The 6,401-nt window shown below is 43.6% G+C and carries 6 protein-coding genes; 3 read left to right on the top strand and 3 right to left on the bottom strand.

The window, feature by feature from the left end; translation table 11 throughout:
- From A3756_RS10825 to A3756_RS10835, 3 genes are all read right to left on the bottom strand, one after another.
- Positions 1–1,797 (bottom strand): dynamin family protein (locus tag A3756_RS10825; RefSeq protein WP_068553490.1); only part of this gene is annotated, 1,797 nt, incomplete at its 3' end.
- Between the two features lie 158 nt (positions 1,798–1,955).
- Positions 1,956–2,507: a YggT family protein gene (locus tag A3756_RS10830; protein ID WP_068510013.1), complete on the bottom strand. Its 552-nt coding sequence runs from the start codon at positions 2,505–2,507 to the stop codon at positions 1,956–1,958.
- A gap of 157 nt (positions 2,508–2,664) precedes the next feature.
- Positions 2,665–3,036: a response regulator gene (locus A3756_RS10835; RefSeq protein ID WP_068510011.1), complete on the bottom strand. Its 372-nt coding sequence runs from the start codon at positions 3,034–3,036 to the stop codon at positions 2,665–2,667.
- A 307-nt stretch (positions 3,037–3,343) separates the two neighbouring features.
- Between A3756_RS10835 and dksA the strand changes: the two genes are divergently transcribed.
- From dksA to A3756_RS10850, 3 genes are all read left to right on the top strand, one after another.
- Entirely contained in the window at positions 3,344–3,781 is a 438-nt protein-coding gene (dksA, locus tag A3756_RS10840; protein WP_068510075.1) for an RNA polymerase-binding protein DksA, read from the top strand.
- 48 nt (positions 3,782–3,829) lie between these two features.
- Entirely contained in the window at positions 3,830–4,687 is an 858-nt protein-coding gene (gene gluQRS / locus A3756_RS10845) for a tRNA glutamyl-Q(34) synthetase GluQRS (protein ID WP_068506845.1), read from the top strand.
- 93 nt (positions 4,688–4,780) lie between these two features.
- Positions 4,781–6,202: a sigma-54 dependent transcriptional regulator gene (locus tag A3756_RS10850; RefSeq protein ID WP_068553491.1), complete on the top strand. Its 1,422-nt coding sequence runs from the start codon at positions 4,781–4,783 to the stop codon at positions 6,200–6,202.
- Positions 6,203–6,401: the final 199 nt, after the last annotated feature.

Below are 6,401 nucleotides of genomic sequence, written 5' to 3' on the forward strand. Positions count from 1 at the left end.
CGCTAAATTCCTTAAGTGGCTCACACGCTCTTCGAGCATGGTTTTTTGCTCATGAGTATATTGAATAAGCGGTAATAAAGCCTCTTCTGGCCACTGCTTGGCTTGTTTAATAATTTGCAGCTGGATCAGACGCATCTCTGCAGCAAAGGTATTAAAAAAGTGATTTATCAGCACCGATTGTTCCGTCATAAACATTTTAGGTCGTCGACAGAACTTCACCAACTTTGCTTTCAAAGCCTCTAGCGCTTTGCGCTGCTCACCAATTGTAAACTTTCTTGGTTTAAGGTACTTGGCATGAACGTCCGACTTGAAGCGCTTATAAATTGCATGAACCATTTTGTCGGCAATTTTTGCTTCACTCTCGACATTATCGAGTTCTTTATCCATCTTATCGAAAAATTTATTCATCGAGTGAACCAAGCCAACGGTGCTCCAACAATCTTGCATATCACGCTTGGTATGTTTGAGCACTTCTTTCAAGCGCTCTTCACTAACCAATTGCTGCAATACTTCTCCTTGCGACTCCATCAAACGTCGACTAGAGCGTAAAGTGATCAGTTTGCGGTGATAGATATCGTGCTCGGTGTGCGTTTCTTTGGCTAGATTCTGCAACATTTCGGGGCTTAGTACTTCTCTTTCTAGCCCTTCGTGACGCTCGTATAAGTTAGCCAAACGGTCATTCAAAACTGATTGCGAGCCATGCAGCATCTTTTGCAAATCTCGCAGAAGATCTTTGTAAATCGTTGACTCACGCTCGGCAATAATTCGCTTGGAAATTAGCTTCTCCAATTTAGGAAAAGCACTTTTTTGCAATAATGAATGGTCTTTTCTGATTTTAGCAATCAAACCCTGTTTTGCAGATAAAGGCAAAACATCTTCTGCATCCATATTCAGCTGCTTGGCTGTTAGGTGCCGAATTTGCTCAATCGAAGCACTAATATGCGGTTCACCCTGCAGGTCATCCCAGAGCACATCTATTTTATTCAGCACAGCAAAACGACCTGCACGGTGTTCAGACTCATGCACATCGATATACTGCTTCCAGATTGCCATGTCACTGGCTGTAACGCCCGTGTCAGCACTCAGCATAAAGATAACAGCCTGGGCATTAGGAATCATGCTAATGGTGAGTTCGGGCTCTGAGCCTAAGGCGTTTAAACCTGGCGTATCCAGGATACATAAACCTTTGCGTAAGATCGGGCTATCAAGGCTCAATAAAGCATGGCGCCACGCCGGTATTAAGACCTTATCTGAATTCTTGGCGCGTTCCAGCGAGCCTTCATCAAAGCCTAGTTCACGCGCCTGGGCAAAAGAAACCACTCGTGTTTCAGCGATTTGCCTGAGTGTTTCAGCCATCGACTCTTGATTACGAGGATCAATGGGAAAATAACGCCACTCATGGTCGCTCTTTTTTAATTCGCTAATGGTCTGGTTTTGTGATCGGGAGTCGATCGGTAATAGCTTGAGGTAGTTTTTTTTCTGGTGTTGATCGTAGAAAATTTCAGTCGGGCACATGGTCGTACGACCCGCCTGGGACGGTAACATTCTCTGGCCAAAGCTTGAGAATACCAAGGCGTTGATCAGTTCTGTTTTACCTCGGGAATATTCCCCAACCAGGGCTACCGTTAGTAACTCATCGTGTAAAAGCCCTAAACCACGCTGTAAGCGAGCATCGAGTTCGTTACTATACAAGCCAGCATCGACCAACCACTGTTTGTAGCGCTCAACGGAGCTACTCAGCTGCCGCTTCCAATCATGGAAGGCATCAACCTGTTGTGATAAGTCGTTTATAGACATGCAAAGTCACCACTTAACGTGCTTAAAAGCAATCATTCCAGGCGAGCCATTAAAAGCTTCCGCCTATTCCTTCACGATCATAGACCCTTATAGGTAATTTATCTGTGCGGGTATTGGCATTCCCTACACAAAGCTTAGCCCTTAAGACTATCTAAGCGTCAGATCATTCGCATTAAATGGCTCACGACCGTTTCGAGCACCTGAAGCGTAAGAAATGCAAATATTGGTGATAAATCCAAGCCGCCCATAGCTGGCAAGATCTTACGAAAGGGCTTCATCAAGGGCTCGGTAATCTGATTAATCAAGAGTAAGGCTGGGTGCCCGCTGCCGGGTGCAATCCAACTTGCAACGATCATGATAATTAGAGACCAAAAATAGATTTTTATTAAAAAGCTCGCAACCAATATGGCCGATAACAAAACAATATTAATCGGATTCGATATCGCATACCCCAACACCGCAACCTTGATACCAACAGCAACTGTCTGTACTAATATTGCTAGCACCAATGAAGCCAGATCGATGCCCGCTATACCTGGTATTAATCGTCTTAAAGTGATAAGCAAAGGGTTCGTCGCTTTAACAACAAACTGGGAAATGGGGTTATAGAAATCTGCTCGGGAGAGTTGCAAGATAAATCGCATCAAAACAATCATCACGTACAGTGATGACACGGTATCGATCACCAAATTAAAAATTTCTGCAAACATTCTATCCGTCCAAGAATAATAAATCGAAACCCGACAGGGCAGACAAGCTCTAAGGCTATAAAAACCAGGCCCGGTAAGTTTAAGCTATAAGTCGCCTCTAAGGCCAGCCGCTAAGCTACCGGATAATAAGTCCTTTTTAGCAAATTGCTAGTCCGAACTAGGCACCGCCCAAACATTTCTTAAGATAATCGATTATTTTATCCTCAGTAATCGGCTTTGGAATGAAGCTAAGGCCCTGCTCTGCAGCTTGCTCCTGGACTCGCTCCTGAAAATTCGCTGTTAATAAAGCGATTTTCGCGCTTGGGCACGCTTCTTGAAGTTCCGGCGATATCGTCAGGCCATCAACTCCCGGCATATTCATATCTAAAGTAATAAAATCAAACTGACCACTCTGACATAGCTTCAGTGCCTTTCGGGCATCTTCAGCTTCAGTCACACTCCAATCTGGATAGTGCGCACTGATAATAGCTTTCAGCATCAGGCGCGATATGCGACTATCATCAACGAGCATAATACTTTTTTGGGACATTCGTTCATCCTGCAAAATTTGAATTTGCTTTTCAGCTTTGTCTCGTCTTAGAGATCAAAACCTTCGCTTAGAACTTCAGTATAGCTCGAATCACTCACTTGTCTTTTATTTCCTGCTTCAGCTGCCGATCATGATCTTTTTATACAAAGAATATGTTGCCAATTCTACATTCGTATAAGAAAAATTGGCTTAATTTGATTGTTTCTGCTAATTTTTGTGGGCTTAGCTTTTTAATATGCTAAATGGAATCTCGTTGTCCCGGCTTGCCAACGAGAAGCAATCAGTAAGTAACAATGAGAAGAATGTTATGCCGGAAAACCAACAAAAATCCCAAGAAATGACGAATTTCACCCCTTACGTCGAAAAAGACGGTGAGGAGTACATGAACGATGAACAGGGCGAGCACTTTCGCCAAATCCTTTTAGCTTGGAAGCTTGAGCTAATGGAAGAAGTAGATCGTACTGTGCATTATATGAAAGAAGACGCTTCTAACTATGCAGATCCAAGTGACCGAGCGACACAAGAAGAGGAGTTCAGTCTTGAGCTTCGAACACGTGATCGTGAGCGCAAGCTAATCAAGAAGATCGATAAAACCTTAGACCGCATCGAAGATGATGACTATGGCTTTTGCGATTCTTGCGGTGTAGAGATCGGTATTCGTCGGCTTGAAGCACGACCTACTGCAACCCTATGCATCGACTGTAAAACGCTCGCTGAAATTAAAGAGCGCCAAACAGGAATTTAATCCTGATAGATTGGGTGGGAGCTACTCCTACCCAATATCCTTAGATCTATGAGCTCATATCGCGGTCGCTTTGCTCCGTCCCCTACCGGCCCTTTACACTTTGGTTCACTCTTCGCTGCCTTGGTTTCCTATTTAGAGGCAAGGAGAAATTCGGGTACCTGGCTTGTAAGAATTGAAGATATTGACCCCTTACGTGAAGCACCCGGCGCTAGCCAGCAAATTATCGAGACACTTGAAGCCCACCATTTATTCTCGGATGAACCAATAGTTTTTCAATCAGCACATAGTGCTGAATACGAAAGCTTGTTAACAAAACTGGACTTAAGAAAAGCAATTTTCTATTGCCCCTGTAGTCGAAAATACTTGGCTACAAACGGTGGTCGACACAATGAAGCTTGCCTACGCCAGTCTGTCGATAAGCAAAACTGTGCTCAGAAGTTTAGGAATACCGAAGAACTATATTATTGGCATGACGGCATGCAAGGTGAACACTCGTATAAACTAGATGATGATTTTGTTCTTAAGCGTAAAGAAAGCTTTTATGCTTATCAACTAGCTGTGGTTAATGATGATCACCGACAGAATATTACACATGTCGTAAGAGGCTACGACCTACTCTTCTCTACTCCCATGCAATTGGCACTCTATCAAGCGCTTGACTATAAGCCTCCCGAATTCTCTCATTTCCCGGTACTATCTGCTAAAGGTCAGAAGCTGAGTAAACAAAACCACGCGAAGGCCGTCTCTTCTCTCCAAGCCAAAGAGAATTTGAGCTGTATCTTTAGGCTGTTGGGGATTGAGATATCATCAAAATGCTTATCTATCCCTCAAATGCTAGAAACTGCCATTGAACACTGGAACCCTAAAGTTCTCTCACGAGTTAAAGAGCTTCCATCTCCATATTGAGTTTTCGCGTGCCAGCTTTGGTATGAAGTCAAAATAAGTTATGATTCTTCGTCCACACAATAAAGCAACTAAACCTAATTTAAGCAGGGCTACATGCGCCGAATATTAATCATTGAAGATGACATTGATCACCGCGCGGGTTTACAAAATTTTCTAGAAGATGCTTTACACCAGGTTGATGTCGCATCATCAGTCAACGAGGCCGCTGAAACTTATGCGCTACCCTCTTTTGATTTAATCATTTCGGATATCCACCTGCCCAACCAGCCCGGGACAGATATTATAAAATTAGCTCAGGGCGTACCTGTTTTGGTCACTACGGGGCAAGCCAGTTTACGCTCCGCTGTCGACGCTATGAAACTTGGTGCGGCTGATTACCTCGCCAAACCCTTTGACCATAAAGACCTGATTGACATCGTCAACAGCATACTGAAGCAAACTCCCTCTCCCATTCTAGCGAGCGCGACCAGCAATGAAGATGACGATGCAGATAAGCAGATCGGTCAACTAATTTTCGGCCAATGCCAAGCCATGAAGAAAGTGTTCCACTTAATGAAAAAAGTGGCACCTACTGAAGCAACCGTATTAATTCAAGGCGAAACAGGCAGTGGTAAAGAGCTGGCCGCGCGAGCTATCCATAAATTAAGCAATCGTCGTAATCACGAATATATTTGTATCAACTGTGCCGCAATCCCTGAATCGCTAATTGAGTCCGAACTATTCGGTCACGAAAAAGGCGCATTTACCGGGGCAGTAAGCGCTCGAAACGGTCTAATCGAAGCCGCTGATGGCGGCACCTTATTTCTGGACGAAATAGGTGAACTACCACTTGAAGCCCAAGCTCGCTTATTACGCGTTCTGCAAGAAGGGGAAATCAGGCGTGTTGGCTCAACCCAGTCTCGACAAGTTAATGTTCGGCTTATTGCCGCAACTCACCGAAACCTCAAGGCACTTTCTCGTACTGGCCAATTTCGAGAAGATTTGTTCTATCGTCTAAATGTTGTCCAGCTCAAGCTCCCCCCATTAAGAGAGCGAGGCGATGATATTCTTGGTCTTGCAAATACTTTGCTTGCCAAAGCAAGTGACAAGCTTGGCCAAGCAAATATCAAGTTCAGTCCGGATGCAATGAAAGCCGTTCAGGAATATCACTGGCCTGGAAATGTCCGTGAACTTGAAAATGCTATTGAGCGTGGAACCATTCTTTGCGATAACAAGATGATTACCGCTGAATTATTAGATATTGAGTCGGAAGTTGATGATATCAATATTCCAAAGGGATTGATTACACCACAAGTTAATTCCCCTTACAGCGCAGCTTCCCAACTCCCATCTGCCGAAAAGTCTTCAGCCTCCTCTAGCAAAAGCTTATCAATCGAAGACTATTTCCAACAATTTGTTCTCGAAAACCAAGACCATATGAATGAAACAGAACTGGCCAAGCGCCTGGGCATCAGCCGTAAGAATCTATGGGAACGTAGACAGCGACTAGGAATACCTCGCAAAAAGAGCAACTAGAAGTGAGACCTGCCTCACATTTTGTTGCATAAGGAAACACTTACTGTAATTAAGAAAATCACTTTCCTCCAAAAATGTTACCAGGCGTTACCTATCGAAACATATTTACCTGATTTTTTGTCACATTTTAGTATTTTGACCACTCTCTTTAAGCATAAATCGTATAAGAAAATCATAAGTTACTGTTTATTAAGTATTT

Source organism: Oleiphilus sp. HI0086, assembly GCF_001635225.1.

Bases quoted from the DNA above. Each gene is read 5' to 3' on its own strand.
- A3756_RS10830 (WP_068510013.1), bottom strand. From the start codon at position 2,507: ATGTTTGCAGAAATTTTTAATTTGGTGATCGATACCGTGTCATCACTG.
- A3756_RS10850 (WP_068553491.1), top strand. From the start codon at position 4,781: ATGCGCCGAATATTAATCATTGAAGATGACATTGATCACCGCGCGGGT.
- gluQRS (WP_068506845.1), top strand. From the start codon at position 3,830: ATGAGCTCATATCGCGGTCGCTTTGCTCCGTCCCCTACCGGCCCTTTA.
- A3756_RS10835 (WP_068510011.1), bottom strand. From the start codon at position 3,036: ATGTCCCAAAAAAGTATTATGCTCGTTGATGATAGTCGCATATCGCGC.
- dksA (WP_068510075.1), top strand. From the start codon at position 3,344: ATGCCGGAAAACCAACAAAAATCCCAAGAAATGACGAATTTCACCCCT.